General features: G+C 65.8%; 18 protein-coding genes. 9 read left to right on the top strand and 9 right to left on the bottom strand.

Going from position 1 to position 16,596, the window contains the following annotated elements; all coding sequences use genetic code 11:
* Nucleotides 1-95: 95 nt before the first annotated feature.
* Both C3B44_RS08340 and C3B44_RS08335 read right to left on the bottom strand, forming a co-directional pair.
* Nucleotides 96-917: a helicase-associated domain-containing protein gene (locus tag C3B44_RS08340; RefSeq protein WP_108431976.1), complete on the bottom strand. Its 822-nt coding sequence runs from the start codon at nt 915-917 to the stop codon at nt 96-98.
* A complete protein-coding gene (locus C3B44_RS08335; protein ID WP_108431975.1) occupies nt 914-2,350 on the bottom strand; it encodes a hypothetical protein in 1,437 nt (478 codons plus the stop codon). Before C3B44_RS08335 ends, C3B44_RS08340 begins: the two co-directional genes overlap by 4 nt.
* Before the next feature lie 64 nt (nt 2,351-2,414).
* Between C3B44_RS08335 and C3B44_RS08330 the strand changes: the two genes are divergently transcribed.
* A complete protein-coding gene (locus C3B44_RS08330) occupies nt 2,415-2,609 on the top strand; it encodes a hypothetical protein (protein WP_108431974.1) in 195 nt (64 codons plus the stop codon).
* A gap of 80 nt (nt 2,610-2,689) precedes the next feature.
* Here C3B44_RS08330 and C3B44_RS08325 read toward each other — a convergent pair whose 3' ends face one another.
* Complete coding sequence (locus C3B44_RS08325) at nt 2,690-3,319, bottom strand: resuscitation-promoting factor Rpf1 domain-containing protein (protein ID WP_108431973.1); 630 nt, start codon at nt 3,317-3,319, stop codon at nt 2,690-2,692.
* 499 nt (nt 3,320-3,818) lie between these two features.
* Here C3B44_RS08325 and C3B44_RS08320 point away from each other — a divergent pair, with 499 nt between their 5' ends.
* Complete coding sequence (locus C3B44_RS08320; RefSeq protein ID WP_108432620.1) at nt 3,819-4,202, top strand: cold-shock protein; 384 nt, start codon at nt 3,819-3,821, stop codon at nt 4,200-4,202.
* 16 nt (nt 4,203-4,218) lie between these two features.
* Here the strand turns inward: C3B44_RS08320 and C3B44_RS08315 are convergent, their stop codons facing one another.
* On the bottom strand, nt 4,219-4,749 hold the full coding sequence (locus C3B44_RS08315) for a DUF2771 domain-containing protein (RefSeq protein WP_108431972.1): 531 nt from the start codon (nt 4,747-4,749) through the stop codon (nt 4,219-4,221).
* An 11-nt stretch (nt 4,750-4,760) separates the two neighbouring features.
* Nucleotides 4,761-5,558 (bottom strand): glutaminyl-peptide cyclotransferase, encoded by a 798-nt coding sequence (locus tag C3B44_RS08310; RefSeq protein ID WP_108431971.1) that lies wholly within the window; start codon nt 5,556-5,558, stop codon nt 4,761-4,763.
* Nucleotides 5,559-5,587: 29 nt separating this feature from the next.
* On the opposite strand from C3B44_RS08310, the gene C3B44_RS08305 reads away from it, so the two are divergent.
* Entirely contained in the window at nt 5,588-6,337 is a 750-nt protein-coding gene (locus tag C3B44_RS08305) for a DUF3027 domain-containing protein (protein WP_108431970.1), read from the top strand.
* Between the two features lie 282 nt (nt 6,338-6,619).
* Here C3B44_RS08305 and C3B44_RS08300 read toward each other — a convergent pair whose 3' ends face one another.
* Nucleotides 6,620-7,348 carry an aminotransferase class IV gene (locus C3B44_RS08300; protein ID WP_108431969.1) on the bottom strand — a complete coding sequence of 243 codons (729 nt, stop codon included), beginning with the start codon at nt 7,346-7,348 and terminating at the stop codon, nt 6,620-6,622.
* A 134-nt stretch (nt 7,349-7,482) separates the two neighbouring features.
* Here C3B44_RS08300 and C3B44_RS08295 point away from each other — a divergent pair, with 134 nt between their 5' ends.
* Both C3B44_RS08295 and C3B44_RS08290 read left to right on the top strand, forming a co-directional pair.
* On the top strand, nt 7,483-8,955 hold the full coding sequence (locus C3B44_RS08295) for an NCS2 family permease (protein ID WP_108431968.1): 1,473 nt from the start codon (nt 7,483-7,485) through the stop codon (nt 8,953-8,955).
* Nucleotides 8,956-8,970: 15 nt separating this feature from the next.
* On the top strand, nt 8,971-9,804 hold the full coding sequence (locus C3B44_RS08290; protein WP_108431967.1) for a TrmH family RNA methyltransferase: 834 nt from the start codon (nt 8,971-8,973) through the stop codon (nt 9,802-9,804).
* 3 nt (nt 9,805-9,807) lie between these two features.
* Here C3B44_RS08290 and C3B44_RS08285 read toward each other — a convergent pair whose 3' ends face one another.
* From C3B44_RS08285 to serC, 3 genes are all read right to left on the bottom strand, one after another.
* Complete coding sequence (locus tag C3B44_RS08285) at nt 9,808-10,659, bottom strand: DUF6928 family protein (protein ID WP_108431966.1); 852 nt, start codon at nt 10,657-10,659, stop codon at nt 9,808-9,810.
* Nucleotides 10,660-11,685, bottom strand: a complete 1,026-nt coding sequence (sepH, locus tag C3B44_RS08280) for a septation protein SepH (protein ID WP_108431965.1) — start codon at nt 11,683-11,685, stop codon at nt 10,660-10,662.
* Nucleotides 11,686-11,808: 123 nt separating this feature from the next.
* A complete protein-coding gene (serC, locus tag C3B44_RS08275) occupies nt 11,809-12,945 on the bottom strand; it encodes a phosphoserine transaminase (protein ID WP_108431964.1) in 1,137 nt (378 codons plus the stop codon).
* 353 nt (nt 12,946-13,298) lie between these two features.
* Here serC and C3B44_RS08270 point away from each other — a divergent pair, with 353 nt between their 5' ends.
* The 4 genes from C3B44_RS08270 (at nt 13,299) to C3B44_RS08255 (ending at nt 16,593) form a co-directional block, all read left to right on the top strand.
* Nucleotides 13,299-14,594, top strand: a complete 1,296-nt coding sequence (locus C3B44_RS08270; protein WP_108431963.1) for a citrate synthase — start codon at nt 13,299-13,301, stop codon at nt 14,592-14,594.
* Between the two features lie 142 nt (nt 14,595-14,736).
* The gene (locus tag C3B44_RS08265; protein WP_108431962.1) at nt 14,737-15,096 is read left to right on the top strand and encodes an FKBP-type peptidyl-prolyl cis-trans isomerase; all 360 of its coding nucleotides are present in this window, start codon (nt 14,737-14,739) and stop codon (nt 15,094-15,096) included.
* 25 nt (nt 15,097-15,121) lie between these two features.
* Nucleotides 15,122-15,976 carry an aldo/keto reductase gene (locus C3B44_RS08260; RefSeq protein WP_108431961.1) on the top strand — a complete coding sequence of 285 codons (855 nt, stop codon included), beginning with the start codon at nt 15,122-15,124 and terminating at the stop codon, nt 15,974-15,976.
* A gap of 272 nt (nt 15,977-16,248) precedes the next feature.
* Complete coding sequence (locus C3B44_RS08255; protein WP_108431960.1) at nt 16,249-16,593, top strand: DUF485 domain-containing protein; 345 nt, start codon at nt 16,249-16,251, stop codon at nt 16,591-16,593.
* Nucleotides 16,594-16,596: the final 3 nt, after the last annotated feature.

The raw sequence follows: 16,596 nt of genomic DNA, 5'->3' as shown, positions 1-16,596 counted from the left end.
CGGGTTGAGCGCTCGCCATAGAGCTGTTCAATAGCATGACCCCGAGTATCGCATAAGGTTTAACTGGTGTCGTGCTGAAGCGTGGGCTTGAGCGCTTAGGCGAAGGTGACCTCGGTGATCCGGTGAATGAGCAGCCGGCGCACCTGTCCGCTGGCCTCGTCGAGCCCGTCGACCTGCCCGCCGCTGACCGACAGCGGCAGCACGGTCATCTCCAGGCGCTGGCCATGCTTATCGACGGCCACGATCCGCACCTGCCTGCGCGAGCGCGCCGCCAGCTGCAGCGTCGTGGTCGGGCTCTCCGGGCTCTCGGGCGTATCGGTGGCAGGCTCCGTGGCCGATTGCGCGGCCGATGCGCCGAGCACCGCGGAGACCGCCGCGTCGATCTTCGCCTCGCTGATCCCAGAGCGCGGTACCTCTGGGGTCTGCGGGCGGCCGAAGACGCGCGCCGGCTCGGGGCGCACGTCGACGGTCGCGCCCTCGGCGTTTTCGGCTACCGGGCTAAAACCGTGCTCGCGCAGGTGGTGTAGGACCTTGGCCAGCGGCAGCGAGGAGATCGCGACGGTGGGTGCCAGCCGGGTCAGCTCCGCCGCCTCAGCCGCCGGGGAGGCCATGACCTCGGCGAGCAGTGTGTCATCGTCGCTACGCAGATAGCTCAGCGCCGCACCTCCCCGCAGGCCGCCGTGGCGGCGGGCGACGTCGCTGATGAGATAGGTGACGGTAGGCGGGAGCTCGCCGAGTGAATGTACTTCCAAAAACTCGGTGATCTCGCGCTCGCTGAGGCCGGCGTCGAGGCCGCGGCGCACGGAGGCGTCGGTGATGCGAAACATCGCGGCCAGGCCCGGGGTTTCCAGCTCCGCGATCAGCGCCAGCCGGCGGTGCAGCTCGAAGGGCAAGGGGCCGGGCACCATGATCGTCATATCCGCCTGGACGATGAACTGCTCGACCTCCGCCGGGTGTGCGCGGCGACGGTGGCGACGGGATCGGCGCCGGAGATCAGCTCGCGTACGACCGTGGTCGCCGCACCGTGTGCGAGGGCGCCGAGGGTATGGGCTTCGTCGATAAGCGCGCCGACATCGTGGTGTGCCGCGCCGGTGGCCACCAGAGGGGCGTAGAACCCGAGGTGGGAGGCGATATCTTCGGCTGCAAGCGGGCGATCCGCCGGCAGGTGAGTATAGAGCGCCAAGGCGACGCGGCGCAGTTCGGGCAGGGCCTCGCGCACCTCGTCGTTATCCAGCAGGCGCCCGCCGTGGAAGTGCGCGTGCGGGCTGCGCAGCCAGCCGGTTAAAAGCCGCGCGTAGCGGGCGGGCAGGTCGCCGGCCAGCCAGTCGTCGACATCTCGGGTGGGCGCGAGGTAGTTCGCCTCTGGGTCGAGGGGCTCGGGCACCTGGCCGGTCAGTCCCGTGCCGAGGAGTCCGGCAGACTGCGCGATCGCGACGAGCAGCTTGATCTCTTCTGGTGAGTAGCCGAGCCGGCGCGCCAGCTGGCCGGTGGCCCGCGCCGGGACGGAGGAATCCTTGTTGAGGGCGATCGGTTGGGTGCCGAGGGCGTCGATAAGCTCCACCACCTGCCGGGTGATCTCGAGGCCCTGGGCGATGCCGGCGGTGTCGACGCGGTCGATCGCTTTCTGTGCGGCGTCGCTGGCCGGCGCGGGGTGGGGCAGGGGGCGCACGAGCGGCAGGTGATGAGTCGGGGTGCCGGTGAGCACGCGGGCGATGGTGCGCGGCAGGCGCACGTGGCTGGCGTCGAGCCGTTCGAGCAGCCCGGCGTTGATCAGCTGGGGAATGGGGTGGGCGGGTTCGGCATCCACGCCGGCGCTGCGGCTGTGTCCGATGCCGCCGGAACGCGCCAAGGACTGCAGCAGGTGCAGCTGGGCGGGCTCCAGGTCGTTGAGGCGGGACTGGATCTGCGTTGCCGGGGTGGCCGGCAGGAGGCCGAAGGACCAGGGCAGCGCCGACATCGCCTCGGTGACCAGACGCCAGCCGGTCTCGGTGGGGTAGAGGAGGCCGAGCTGGGTGAGCTTGGCGACGGAGGCGGTCACCTCATCGTCGGCAAGCGTATCGTCGCGCGCCTGCGCTCGTTGGACAATGGTGTTAGTCAGTGCCTCGGGGCTGATCGCGGAAAGCTCCGCGCCGAGGTCGGCGGCGACCTCGATGGTGGCCAGCTCGAGGGCCGTCGCGCTGCGTAGAGCGCGCGCGACCGAACTGCGCAGCTGCAAACGCTTAGCCAGCGGGCGCGGGCCCGGCGGCGGGGGTAGGACCACATCCGGGCGGTGGCGGAGCAACGTGGCGAGTTGCTCGGCACCGAGCCCGCGCAACCAGCTGAGATAGGAATCGCTCGGCGAGGAAGTCATCGTGGTGAGAAATTCTACTGCGGTTACAGTTACGTTTCCGCGACAGGTTTGGTTGAATGGGGATATGGCTAACGTAGAGAAGCATGGCCGCCCCGATAACCCGGCCTGGCCCGCAGATGTCCCGGACGGCTTCCACGCCGTGTCCGAAGTCGTATCCACCACCCCCGGAGCGCACAGCCCCTACGGCGATGATCTGGAACTGCCCATCCCGCCGGAGAAGCTGAACTACGTCCACCCCTATACCCGCGTCAACCGATAAGACTCGCCGACTGGTACTGAAAAAGGCGGTGCCGGCTACCTCTTAGAAAGGAGCCGGCACCGCCTTTGTTATGGGGGTGCTTAGTTGAGCACCGAGCTCAGGATCGGGTCGATCTGGGGGCGAGCGGCCTGGTAGAAGGCGTCCAGGTTGTCGCGGTGCTGGTGGTAGAGCTTGTCGATCGAAGCCGGGACGGTGACGCCGAAGCGGGCCAGGGCGTCCTTGACAAGGTTGTAGAGCTCGTCGACGGCGAGGGCGTCGTTGCCCTCGTGGGCGGTGCGGACCTCGTTGACCACGGAGGCGGCCGGGGTGGCGGTGCCGCCGGAGTGCGGGTGCGGGCGCTCGCTCGGCGCGTAGCTCAGGCCGAGGGAGGCGGAGCAGGCAGGCCAGGCGCCCCAGCCCTGGGCGGCGAGGGTCTTCTCGGCGACGTAGATCTGCTCTTCACGGGAAGCCAGATCGGCGCGCGGGGCGAACTCGCCGCCACCGAACGCGTTCCAGGTGCTCTGGGAGAACTGCAGGCCGCCGTGGTAGCCGTTGCCGGTGTTGATGGACCAGTCACCGCCGGACTCGCACTGTGCCAGGCGGTCCCAGGCGTGATCCGGGGCGGCGGTGGCGATCGGGGCGGACAAGAGCGACGCGGCGACGCCGACGGCAGCGGCCGAAGCGGCGAAGGCCGTGCGCTTGGAGGCGGTGGTGCGGGCGTGACGGGCCATGGAAGTGAATTCCTTTCATAAGCGACGCGCTGACCCGCCCTGCCGATCCGAAAAGCGCGACGCCGTGCTGTTCTTTAGTGTCGTGATCTTTTGAAGTAGCTACGTGCACTTGAACGTGTGGCCGCGGACGCCGGCTACCGGTCCTCGCCCTGATCGGGCGGGTCACTGTTGTGTCGGTGAGCGAAGACCTCGTCGTCCGCATCTGAAGTGCTTGGACGCAACGGTAACGGTTTGTAACGAAAGTGTCACGCTAGCGACACGGAGTGATCACAACAGAAGTCACACGAGCAACAGGCGTCACTGGGGCGGGCGCTGTACGCTGGGAAAATGAGAAGTATGACGTTCATCACATTTTCCGTCGTGGCGGGAAACGGTGGCCACGTTTTGGGCCCTTAGGGGAATAGGGGTGGTGCTGCTACACTGGCGAGACTATCTGTTAAGACAAAACGAGTGGGGGCGCGGCATGAAGCCCGCCCGCTGGAAGAAAGTGGTGATCGACGTGCCCGTCGGAAAGGTGAAATGGTACGACCCCGATAAGGGATTCGGCTTCGTCACCAACCCGGGAGACGAGGACGTCTATGTCAACAAGTCCGTCCTGCCCGAAGGGGTCGACGAACTCGTCCAAGGGCAGCGTATCGAATTCGACTTCGCCGCCGGCCGCCGGGGCCCGCAGGCGCTGCGCGTGAATATTAAAGACACCCCGAAGCGCCGTCCGGTGAACCGTCGGAAGCCGGCCGAACTCGCCAGCATGCTCTCTGACGTGCTCACCGTCATTGAGACCCGCATCCAGCCCCCGCTGGAGGCCGGGCGCTACCCCGAGCGCAAGGAAGGCCGCCAGGTCGCGGAGATCCTGCGGGCCGTGGCCCGGGAGCTGGACGCCTAAGCGTTTTTAAGCGTTTTTAAGCATGCTGCGTGGCGACGGACCACACCGTCGTATAGGGCGTCTGCTCGCCAGCGTCATTGGTGCCGATCATCACCGACTGGATCTCCACCACCATCAGGCGTGGGGTCTCGCCGTCTTCCTCGACCGGCTCCGCGGTGACTGGGACGGTGATCTCCTCGGCCTCGTAGGGGCCGTGGAGGATCTGATCGTTCGCGCCCGGCTCGTCGTAGATGATGACGGCCGTCCAATCGTGGTCGTAGACATGCTCCGGAAGGGAGATGAGGACGTTGTCCTCGTCGGCCACCTCGATCGTGGGCACCTCGTTTTCGGCCGGCTCCACCCCGGGCTCGGCGATCATGTACGGGTAGACCTCCTTGGTCTGCTCGCCCACGCTCACCTCGATCGCCGTGTCCTCCGGCTCCGGGTCCGGCTGGTTGCGCAGCCACGACTGCGCGAGCACCACCACGGCCACCACGACCGCGGCAATCACCAGCAAGGTCAGGACCTGCAGCAGGGACTTCCTCTTTGCTTCTTTCCGGGTGGCCATGGCGGGTAAGTCTACCCGCTGGGCACGAAGCGGACCTCGTACAGGTCCGGCCACCACTTGCCGGTGAGGTAGAAGCGATCCGTGCCCGGCAGATGCGCGATGCCATTGAGGACCGCGTCCGGGTGGTCGGGGCCGTTATTCGGGAGGCGAGAGGCGTCGATAAGCGCCGTGACCTCGCCGGAGTCTGGGTCGATGCGCACGATGTCGGTGCTCATGAAGATGTTCGCGTAGACCTCGTCGCCGACGCACTCTAACTCGTTGATGCCCGCCAGCGGCTCGCCCTCTAAGGTGATCGGCACGCGGCCGATCTCGGAGAAATCCTCCGGGGCGAGGTAGCGCAGCTCGTCGGTACCGTCGGAAAGGATCAGCCGATCCTGCTGGGCGCACAGTCCCCAGCCCTCGCCGGGATAGCTCGCGCGCCCTTTTTCTGTGAGGGTGGTGGCATCGCGCTCGATGACGGTGCCGGCCTGCCACGTCAGCTGCCAGACGGTATCGCCGTGGCGGGTAATGCCCTCGCCGAAAAGCTCTTCATCCAGATCGTGAGAGTGGCTCTGCTCATCGGCGGTGGTGGTGCGATAGATCCGCGACTCGCCGGTACGGCCCGTGCCGACGAGAATCGAGCCGTTTTCATCCACCTCGAGGCCCTGGGTGAAAGACGTCTCGTCGAAGGGGTGGCGCTCGACGATCTCGACGCCAAGCTTCTCGACGCCCGGCTTTTCGACGCCGACGTCATCGCTGGCCTGGCAGGCGCTCAGCGAGGTGGCCAGCAATCCCGAGAGGGCAAGCGAGGAGAACATGCGCAGGGTCATGTCCCTTATTATGCGTCAGATGATCCATAATGAAAGACGTGTCCCATCCGAAACGATCCTCCCGTAACCGACGCAACCGCCAGCGACACCATCCACTGCTGGGAGAGCGCGCCATCGCTACGGCCCGTGAGGCCTTAAGCGAACTCGACGACGGGCCGATCGGCGGCCACCTCGGCGTCGCGGGCGTGTGCAAAAACGTCGCCACCCACCGCTTCGCCGCCGACGTCCCCGGCTACTCCGGCTGGGAATGGAACGCCGTGCTCGCCTGCGCCACCGGCTCGGACTACGTCACCGTCAACGAAGTCGCCCTCGTGCCGACCCCGGAAGGCGACGCGCTCACCGCCCCCGACTGGGTGCCCTACACCGACCGGCTGCGCCCCGGCGATCTCGGGCCCGGCGATCTCATGCCGCCCGCGCCCGACGACGAGCGACTTGTCGAGGATGCGGAGGATGCTCGGGCGGTGGTCGTCGATAAGCGACGCAAACACCACCTCACCCGCGCCGGGCTCGAGCAGGCGACCACGCGGTGGCGGACCGGCGACTTCGGGCCCAACAGCGAATTCGCCGAGAAAGCGGCGCTGCGGTGCCGGACCTGCGCGTTCTACCTGCCGCTCGGCGAACCCGTGGGGGAGAACTTCGGGGTGTGCGCCAACGAATATTCCGCCGACGGCACCGTCGTGCACGCGACCTACGGATGCGGCGCCCATGCGGACACCGTGGTCGACGAGGATAACGACGAGCGCGCCGCCGCCTTCGACGACGAGCGGCCGATTTTTTAGGGTCTGGTTTAGTTCGGTTCTTGGGGTTCTGTTCTTGGGGTCGCTGAGCTGCGGTTTTGAGTGCGTTGTCGGGCGGGTGTGCGTGTTGCGTTATCGCTGGTCGAAAGGAGGAACCCCTAAAGGAGTGCTGGTTTCGACCGCGTGAGACTCCTTTCTATGAGGGTGATTTCGACCAGCGCTAGCGCAACATGACACACGGCGCTACAAACGCAAGCGCAACATCACCCGACCGGAAGTTCTCACCCCCTGAAGCCCCTGCCTGCCATAAACCCCCGCCGAAACCTACAGAAAGTCCGCCACCGGCTGCGCGAGCTCCCACATCCGCGCGTCCATTTCGACGGCGGAGGGAACGTTCGTCCCCGCAGGCAGCTGTGCCGCGGGCAGCGCCGATCCGTATTCGAGCCACCCGCGCACCCGCCGGATCCCGTGCACGGCGGAGACGGTCCAGGTTTCGTTGGATGTCATGAGGGCTCTCGATAAGCCTTCCGCCCGGTGGCGGATGGGGATGCCGGCGTGGGCGAGTTCGTCGAGAAGCATGTCCACCAGCACCGACGGGCTGGTCGAGGGGTGGGTGGAGACGAACGCCTGCTCCTCGGCGAAGCACACCAGCGCCGCCGAGAGCGTCTGGCTGCTCAGGCCGGGGGTGATGCGGAGGAGGGCGTCGTCGGCACCCCGGCTGATCACCCGGTTGAGCTGCTGATTCAGCCAGCCCAGATCCGCGCCGGGCACGGCGGGGCGCACGCGTGCGTCGGGTACGGCCTCGGCGAGGACCTGGACCTCGGGCATCGACGCCGGCAGCGGGCGGCGCGAGACCGACATCGTGCCGGCATGCGCCCTGATCACCGGGCGCACCGGGCCGGGGCACATCGCGGCGAGCTTCTCGACGACACTGGCCGCCTCCTCGTCACCCACCCCAGCGCAGGTGCGGATCGCTTCGAGGTAGCGGTTGAGGCCGATGGCGCGGCCGTCGCGAAGCGCGAAGGTGAGAAGGAGTTCGTCCGCGGCGCTCATAATCTCTCACCCTACCTGGTGCTCCGTTTTGTGGAAGCTGAGCGCAAGTGGGAAAGTCTAAGGCGTTGTTCAACCACCTATCATCCACGGCCGCGTAGGTGGCCTGAGTTTAAGGAAAGACTTAAGAATCACTCATGAGCACCTCGACGCAGACTGAGAAAGCGGAACAAACCGGTTTTCTCGACCGTTACTTCCACATCTCGGAGCGTGGCTCCACCATCTCGACGGAAGTACGTGCCGGTGTCGTCACGTTCTTCGCGATGGCCTACATCATCCTGCTGAACCCCCTGATCTTGGGTACCGGTGCGGACTCCGAGGGCACCGTGCTCGGGGTGAGCCGGGTCGCCGCGGTCACCGCCTTCGCTGCCGGCGTGATGACGATCGCCTTCGGCATCTTCGCCAAGTATCCCTTCGGTATCGCCGCGGGCCTGGGGCTCAACACCCTGGTCGCGGTCACGGCCGTGGCGGGGGAGGGGCTGACCTGGGCGCAGGCGATGGGCCTCATCGTCATCGAGGGCATCATCATCGTCATCCTCGCCGTGACCGGGTTCCGCCAGCTTGTCTTCGAAGCGATCCCACAGTCGATGAAGGCCGCGATGAGCGTCGGCATCGGAGCGTTCATCTCGATCATCGGGTTTGTCGGCGGCGGGTTCGTCACCCGCGTGCCGGATGCGGCGAACACCACGGTGCCGGTCAGCCTGGGCATCGGCGGCTCGATCTCTACGATCCCGACGCTCGTGTTCGTCTTCGGCCTCATCCTCTGCGGCATCCTCGCCGTGCGCAACGTGCCGGGCGGGTTGTTCATCGGCATCGTGGTCACCACAATCCTCGCGATCGTGCTAGAGGCCATCTTTAAGGTCGGCCCCGTCAACGACGACGCCGGCAACTACAACGAAGGCGGCTGGGGCATGGCCGTGCCCACCGCCCCGGACGGGCTCGGCACGATCCCGGATCTCTCGCTGCTCGGCAACGTCGATCTCTTCGGCTCCTTCGTCAACATTGGCGTGCTCGCGACGACGCTTCTGGTGTTCACCCTGCTGTTTGCCAACTTCTTCGACGCCATGGGCACCATGACCGGCCTCGGCCGCCAGGCGGGGCTCGACGACGAGAATGGCAACCTACCCGGCATGAAGCGCGCCCTCATCGTCGAGGGCACCGGCGCCGTGGTCGGCGGTGCCGCCTCGGCCTCCTCGAATACCGTGTTCGCCGATTCCGCCGCTGGTGTCGGCGACGGCGCGCGCACGGGCCTGGCGAACGTCGTCACGGGCCTGCTGTTCCTGCTCGCCATGTTCTTCACCCCGCTCTATGAGATCGTGCCGCTCGAGGCCGCCAGCCCGGTGCTCGTGATCGTCGGCGCCATGATGATGGCGGGCGTGCGTGACATCGACTGGTCGAAGTTCTACGTCGCGCTGCCGGCGTTTCTCACCATCGTGGTCATGCCTTTTACCTACTCCATCGCCAACGGCATCGGCGTCGGCTTCATCGCGTTCACCATCATGTTCGTCGCCGCCGGCAAGGCCAAGGAGATCCACTGGATCATGTGGCTGGTCTCCGCGTTGTTCCTCATCTTCTTCGGCGCCGACCCGATCCTCGACGCCCTGCGCTAAAAAGGGGCTTCCGACATGACTGAGCGCTACGCCTTCATCGAGCACGCCGCGGATGAACGTCTCGACGACATCCGCGACCTCAACCGCTCCGACCGCCGCCCCGACCTGCCCGGAGGCAAAGGCCTCGTCATCGCCGAAGGTCCGCTGGTGGTCTCCCGGCTCGTGGAATCCCGCTTCCCGCTGCGCCTCATCGCGGGCTTTCGCAACAAACTCGACGCCTACGACGAGGCCTACGGCCTGCCGGGCGACGTCCCCATCTACGAGCTCGAGCGCCCCACCCTCGCCGAGGTCGCCGGCTTCGACATGCACCGCGGCCTCGTCGCCGCCGCCGACCGCGCCCCCGCCCGCAGTCCCGAAGACGTGCTCGATAACGCCCGCACCGTCTGCGTCCTCGAGGGCGTGGGCGATCACGAAAACATCGGCGCGCTCTTCCGCAACGCCGCGGGATTAGGAGTCGACGCCGTGCTCTTCGGCAACGGCTGCGCCGACCCGCTGTTTCGTCGCAGCGTACGCGTCTCGATGGGCCACGTCCTGCGTACTCCCTTCGCCACGCTGCCCGGCACCTACACCACGTGGCAGCGCTCGCTGGATCTGCTCAAAGACCGCGGCTTCCGCCTCATCTCGTTGACGCCGGCCGGTGATGAAACACTTGCCGACGCCCTCGCCGGCGCCGACAAGGTCGCACTCCTCTTCGGGGCCGAGGGGCCCGGGCTGACCGAACACGCCATGAAGGCCACCGACCACCGCGCCGCGATCCCGATGGCCGAGGGGACGGACTCGCTCAACATCGCGACCAGCGCGGCCGTGGCGTTTTATGAGCGGCTGCGGAGCAGCCACCCGTACGCCTAAACCCTAAGGCCGATCCGTGTGCCGCAACCGCTCGTTGAGCGCCCGGCCGAGCTTGACCCCGCGCCTTTTGACGCCGCGACCGACGCGTCGCAAAGCGGCACCTGCCGCCTCGGCGAGGCGGACGAACTCGTCGCCGTCACCGCGCGCCGGGGCGATCTCGTAGTCGTCGTAGGTGAGGATCTCCACCCCGGACTCCTCCGGCGGGGCGGGCTTGTGCTCGTCGAGCTTCGGCTCGGGGCGCCCGTCGACCGCGTAGCCCACCACCTGGATGTCCGGGCCGTCGGGGGAGACGTCGACGCCCACCCAGTGGCGCTCGGCGGCGCGGGCGATGTCCTGCGGCCAAAACGGCAGCGCCGGCCCGCCGAGCTTCTCAGTGGTCTCGCCGGCCCAGTAAGGCAGCTCGAAGGGCTCGGGCAGGCCGATGTCTTCCTGCAGCTGGTTGCGATCCCCACTGAGCGCCCGCTTGACCACGCCGCCGGAGTAGTGGACGAAGCCGCCGAAGTCGTTGCCGTCGCCGATCGCGATGACATAGACATCGGGTGCGGGGCGAGACGAGAGCATCTTCTCGTCGAGCTCGCTGAGCAGGCCGACATCTTCCACCCAGGTCTGCACCACCGTCACGCCGGGGTAGCCCGCGATATAAAACTCGCCCGCCGAGACCTCCGAGGAGCGGTTTAAGGGGAAAGAACCGATCGGGGTGATCGGCCACGCCGGATTGAGCTGCGCGAGATACTTGCGGCCGAAACCTCGATCGGCGCGCGGCTCGGAGCGCAACACCTTGCCCGGCTCCAGCGCGGTGACGAACCAGTACGTCAGTACTGCCGGTGTCTGCTGTGTGCTCGGTTCTTCCATCATCTACTTCCTGGGCCGCTTGGTGTTGGTACGTACTCCCAGCAGCACATCCTCCCAGTGCGGGGTGACGGCTTTACGGCGGCGTCGCGAAGCCTTCGCCGGGCGCTCCTCCTCGCCGGGGTGCTGCGGGAATTCTTCGGTGTCGCGGTCGTCGTTGTCGTCCGCGTCGGCGCCGTCGAGCTCCCCGTCGTACTCCAGCTCCTGGTCGAAGGGCTCATCGTCGGAGGTGCTTGTCGACGGCAGCGGCTCCTCGTAGCGCGTCCCTCGACTGACCGAGGTCAGCGAGCGGACAGGCTGGACGAAGTCGGGGTCGGTGAGGTCGGCGGCGACGGCGTTGCGGGGCTCAGCCGTCGAGCTGGAGGTGGAGTGGCGGTGGAAGGTCCACTCGGCCTCGTTCTCGCTGAGGCCGGCCTGCCAGCGCACGCGGATGACCCACTCGCCGTCAGGCTCCTTGAAGGCATCCCAGGTGGCCTCCGAGAGGCTGTGCCCGCGCGCGCCGAAGGCGGCGGCCAAGACCTCCGCCAGGGTCAGCTTCGCCGGCCCGTCCTCGCGCACCGGGTGCGAGCTGCGGGCCAGCTCCGTGATCTGGGCGCGCTCGAGCAGCACCGGGTGGGCATAAGGCTCCACGCGGGAGGCGGCCACACCCATGTCGGCGGCGAGCTCCTCCACGCTCGCGCCGGCGCGAATGCGCATCTGGATCTCGCGCGGGCGCATCGACAGCGGCGTGGACTGCAGTGGGTCCGGCTCCGGCAGCTGGCGGGGCGTGGCCGGATCCGCGTTCGGATCCGGCTGGCCGCTCACCCGCCTGGGGGTGGAGCCGTCGACGGGCTCCGCGGTGGGCTTGGACTCGCTGACCACGGTGACGGCGGAGTCCTGGGGCTCGGCGTCGGTGCCTGTGCTTGTTTCACGCGCGCCGAGCATCTCGCGGAGCGTATCCGTCACGGGCAGGACGAACTGCTCACCGGAGTCGGCCTCGAGTACCAGGGAGGTAGGCGTCGATCCATCCCGGACGAGTGTCAGCTCTCGCATGCGTGTCCCTTTCCTTGCCGGCAGGTGGCTATTACCACACCTTAACGCACATATGCGCCGGGCCCGTGAGGCTCGGCGCATATGTTTGGTTCGGTTTAGTAGTTCGGGTTTAGCACTTCAGGTTTAGCGCTTCGCGCCCACGCCCTCGTCGAGCAAGTAATCGATCGCCTGGGTCAGCTTTTCGACATCCGCCGTCTCGATCGCCGGGAACATACCGATACGCAGCTGGTTGCGGCCCAGCTTGCGGTAGGGCTCCACATCGAGGATGCCGTTGGCGCGCAGGGCCTTGGCGAGCTCGGCGGCGTCGATGGACTCGTCGAAATCAATGGTGCCGACGACCAACGAACGGGTGGTGTCGTCCTGCACATAGGTGCTCGCCTCCGGGCGCTGCGCGGCCCAGTCGTAGAGTGCCTGAGCGTTGGCGCGGGTGCGCTCGACCATGCCGTCGAGCCCGCCGTTGTCGTTCATCCAGCGCACCTGTGCGTCCAGCATGAGCAGGGTGGCTACGGCGGGGGTGTTGTAGGTCTGGTTCTTGCGCGAATTATCGACGGCCGTCTGCAGATCCAAAAACGCCGGGATGAAACGGCCGGACTCTTTGATCTTCGCGATGCGCTCGATTGCCGCCGGGGACATCGCGGCTATCCACAGCCCGCCGTCGGAGGCGAAGCACTTCTGCGGGGAGAAGTAGTAGATGTCGACCTCGCGGAGATCGACCGGCAGCCCTCCGGCACCCGAGGTGGCGTCGATGACGACGAGGGCGTCAGTATTCGGGCGCTTGACCGGCACCATGGCGCCGGTGGAGGTCTCGTTGTGGGCCCAGGCGACGACGTCGGCATCCACGCCGTCGAGCGCCGAGGTGGCCGGGGCGCTGCCGGGGGCAGCCTCGATGATCTCCGGGTCCTCGAGCCACGGGGCGAGCTTTGCAGTCTTGGCGAACTTCGAGGAGAACTCGCCGTAGCTCAAGTGCGCGGAGCGCTTCTCGATGAGACCGAAGGTCGCGGCATCCCAGAACGCGGTGGCACCTCCCAGCGACAGGATGATCTCGTAGTCCTCCGGCAGCTGGAAAAGCTGGGCGAGGCCCTCGCGCACCGAGCCGACTAAGTCCTTGACCGCCGGCTTGCGGTGCGAGGTGCCGATGACCGTGGTCGCGCCGTCGACAATGGCGTCGATCTGGGCGGGGCGCACCTTCGACGGGCCGCAGCCGAAACGCCCATCGGCGGGGATGAGTTCAGCGGGCAGGGTGGGGGTGGCAGCAGTCATGGTCGACTAGATCTCCTGGTTGGACGATGATGAACTGACTGGGACTTTAATGCGTTCGGACATTTTTGCGTCAGATAAATCTGGTTTTTGGGCCCAAACGGGGGTAAGGCGGCGATGTCGCGGGCGGGAAAATTCCTCTGGAGTGACTATCGCAACATTTGCTAGGCTGTGGAGTGGTCGACCAGTGCGACGGTTACTGTCGGGCGACAGTGCCCGTCGCATGGAGGTCCAGGATAGGCTTAGTGAAAGTTATCCGGTGCGAAATCGACCCTGGAGCGACTAGCGTCGCTCTTGAGATCGACGCCTGTACATCACGGGCCGAAGACCGGCCCCAACGTTCGAAAGGTTTTAACGTGGTAAGCGACAACAAGGGCAAGGCAGTACTTCACTACCCCGGTGGCGAGTATGAGATGGACATCGTCCGCGCCACCGAGGGCAACTCCGGTTTCGCCCTGGGCAAGATGCTCAACGAGACCGGCCTGGTCACCTTCGACCCCGGTTATGTCTCCACTGGCTCCACCGAGTCGAAGATCACCTACATCGATGGTGAAGAGGGCATCCTTCGTTACCGCGGCTACGACATTGCTGATCTCGCCAACAACGCCACCTTCAACGAGGTGTCCTACCTCCTGATCAACGGCGAGCTGCCGACCCAGGACGAGCTGGCGAAGTTCAACAATGAGATCCGTCGCCACACCCTGCTGGACGAGGACTTCAAGTCCCAGTTCAACGTCTTCCCGCGCAACGCCCACCCGATGAGCGTGCTGGCTTCCTCGGTCAACATTCTGTCGACCTACTACCAGGACCAGCTCAACCCGCTCAACGAGGAGCACATGCACAAGGCGACCGTCCGCCTCATGGCGAAGGTCCCGATGCTGGCGGCATACGCCTACCGTGCGTCCAAGGGCACCCCGTACATGTACCCGGACAACTCGCTGAACGCCCGCGAGAACTTCCTGCGCATGATGTTCGGTTACCCGACCGAGCCTTATGAGATCGACCCGGTCGTCGTCAAGGCCCTGGACAAGCTGCTCATCCTGCACGCCGACCACGAGCAGAACTGCTCCACCTCGACCGTGCGCATGATCGGCTCGGCGCAGGCCAACATGTTCGTCTCCATCGCCGGCGGCATCAACGCCCTGTCCGGCCCGCTGCACGGTGGTGCCAACCAGGCCGTCCTCGAGATGCTCGAGGACATCCAGAACAACCACGGCGGCGATGCCACCGACTTCATGAACCGCGTGAAGAACAAGGAAGACGGCGTCCGCCTGATGGGCTTCGGCCACCGCGTCTACAAGAACTACGACCCGCGCGCCGCCATCGTGAAGGACACCGCCCACGAGATCCTCGACCACCTCGGCGGCGACTCCATGCTGGATCTCGCCATGGAGCTGGAGGAGATCGCCCTCAAGGACGACTACTTCATCGAGCGCAAGCTCTACCCGAACGTCGACTTCTACACCGGCCTGATCTACCGCGCCATGGGCTTCAACACGGACTTCTTCACCGTCCTGTTCGCCATCGGCCGCCTGCCGGGCTGGATCGCTCACTACCGCGAGCAGCTTGAGCTCAACACCAAGATCAACCGCCCGCGCCAGATCTACACCGGCGCTACCAAGCGCGAGTTCGTCCCGCGCGACCAGCGCTAACGCAGGCGGTATGAACACGGCATAAGCGCCGCCTCAACGCCGGGATCTTCGCGAATCACCCTTCTGGTTCGCTAAGATCCCGGCTTTTTGCCTATCATGGCACCGTTAACCATTCCTGCGCACTTATAAGGAGTTCTTCCCCATGGAGAAGCCGACCGTCGAGATCCCGGATACCCCCGCTCCGGCAGAACTGGTGATCGAGGACCTGGTGGTCGGTGATGGCGCCGAGGCCCGCGTCGGGGGCATGGTCGAGGTCCACTACGTCGGCGTGGACTATGACACCGGCAAGGAGTTCGACTCTTCCTGGGATCGGGGCCAGTCCATCGAGTTCCCCCTCAACGGCCTCATCGCCGGCTGGCAGGAAGGCATCCCCGGCATGCACGTGGGAGGCCGACGTCGCCTGACCATCCCGCCGGAGCTCGCCTACGGCCCCGCCGGCGGGGGACACCCGCTGGCCGGGCTGACTCTCGTGTTCATTATCGACCTTTTGGACGCGAACTAGTACCCATCTGGGGCACAATGGGGATATGACCAACGCGCAGATCCCCACCGTGGAACTCAACGACGGCACCGAGATGCCCCTCGTGGGCATGGGCACCTACAAGCTGCACGGCGAAGAGCTGAAGGCCGCCGTGCGTGCCGCCCTCGAGGCGGGCTACCGCCACATCGACACCGCCTCCTTCTATGGCAACGAGGAAGATCTCGGGGCGGCGGTCAACGATGCTATCGCCGCCGGCGACGTCGAGCGCGAGGAGCTGTTTATCGCCACCAAGGCGTGGAACGACGAACAGGGAGCGGAGGAGATCCCGCAGGCGTTTCGCCGATCGCTGAAGCGCTTGGGCCTCGACTATCTCGATCTCTACCTGCTGCACTGGCCGTGGCCGCAAAACGGGACGTACAACGAGAGCTTCGAGGCGATAGCCCGCATCCAGGGCCTGGGTGATGTCCAGTCGATTGGCGTGTGCAACTTCTACGAAGAGGTGCTCGAGGATCTCGTATCAAAGACCGGCGTCACCCCCGCCGTCAACCAGGTGGAGATGCATGTCGGTTTCACCCAGCCGAAACTGCGCGCGCTGCACGACAAGCTCGGCATCGTCAGCCAGGCCTGGGCGCCGCTCGGCCGCGGGGTGCCGCTGAATGATCCGGACATCAAGGCGATCGGCGCGCGTCATGACGCCAGCTCCGCTCAGGTCGTGCTGAGCTACCTGCTACATCTCGGGGTCTCGGTGATTCCGAAGTCCGCTGATGCGCAGCGGGTGGTGAACAACCTCGGTGCCGCGGGGGTGGAGCTGGACCGTAAGGATCTCGACGTCCTCGATGCGCTGGAGGGTCGCGCGGAGTACGGAAGGCTCTCGAACGACCCGCGGACCTATCCGGGATAGCGTTTACAATCCCACGCAGAGCTGTGAAGCCCTGATTCGCAAACATTGCGAATCAGGGCTTTTGTTGAAGGTGGGGGTATGCGGTGCGGTCTTATTTATGCTGGATATAGAGGTTCAGGGGGTGGTGAACCTAGCTAATTTTCTGTTTGCAACTAGCCCGGTGGACCTTGCAATGTGGCGTAGGTTACTTTTACAACTGCACAAATTGAGTGTGTGCTGTCACATTCGTGTTGAGCATGCGACCAAGGCTTCACCGAGAAAGGAGGACCGCCATGGCAGAGAAAGCCGCGGCAGTCCCTGGGCGTCGGCGCCAGCCCACGCAAGATGAATTTATCGAGATGCAGGAGAGCTCGCAGTTTCAAGATCTGCGTAAAACCTTCCGGGGATTTACCTTCCCCGTGTTCATCGCCGCGATGATCTGGTTCCTCTTCTACATGATGGCCGCATTGTGGATGCAGGACTTCATGGCCCAGCCGCTCTGGGGCATGAACATCGGCCTGTGGCTGGGCGTGGCCCAGTTCGTCACCACGTTCGCGATTACGTGGGTATACATCGTCTACGCCAACAAGAATCTCGAGCCCCGCCAGGCTGCGATTCGTGAACAGATGGAGGGCTAGATC

It is taken from the genome of Corynebacterium yudongzhengii (assembly GCF_003065405.1).
Classification (GTDB): Bacteria; Actinomycetota; Actinomycetes; order Mycobacteriales; family Mycobacteriaceae; genus Corynebacterium; species Corynebacterium yudongzhengii.
The sequence above is the reverse complement of the archived record's forward strand: the minus strand, read 5'-3'. Positions and strand labels throughout refer to the sequence as shown.